Source organism: Staphylococcus gallinarum, from assembly GCF_000875895.1.
Lineage (GTDB): Bacteria > Bacillota > Bacilli > Staphylococcales > Staphylococcaceae > Staphylococcus > Staphylococcus gallinarum.
In genome coordinates this window covers 1-241 of record NZ_JXCF01000131.1, presented here as the reverse complement: position 1 = coordinate 241, position 241 = coordinate 1, and the positions used below count along the sequence as shown (strand labels likewise).

At 34.4% G+C, this 241-nt stretch carries 1 pseudogene; it reads left to right on the top strand.

From position 1 onward, the window contains the following. A pseudogene (locus SH09_RS13750) lies at positions 1 to 241 on the top strand (DUF334 domain-containing protein); the annotation flags it as partial.

Genomic DNA, 241 nt, shown 5'->3' with positions numbered 1-241 from the left:
AAGACCTTAGAAAACGAAGAATTGCAAGAACTGAAGAAACAAAACAAGCTAGTAATAAAATATATATCAGAGATGAAAGAACAACAGGACTTGAGAGAAAAGGAATTGCAGGCAATCAAGGCGAGTTTGAAAAAGACGACGGAGGACTTTCAAGGTAGAGGTAAAAAAGTCCATAATGATTTTGTTCGTTTGTTACAAAAGAATTTAAATCGAGTGAATGCAGAAGATATTGAGATAGAGG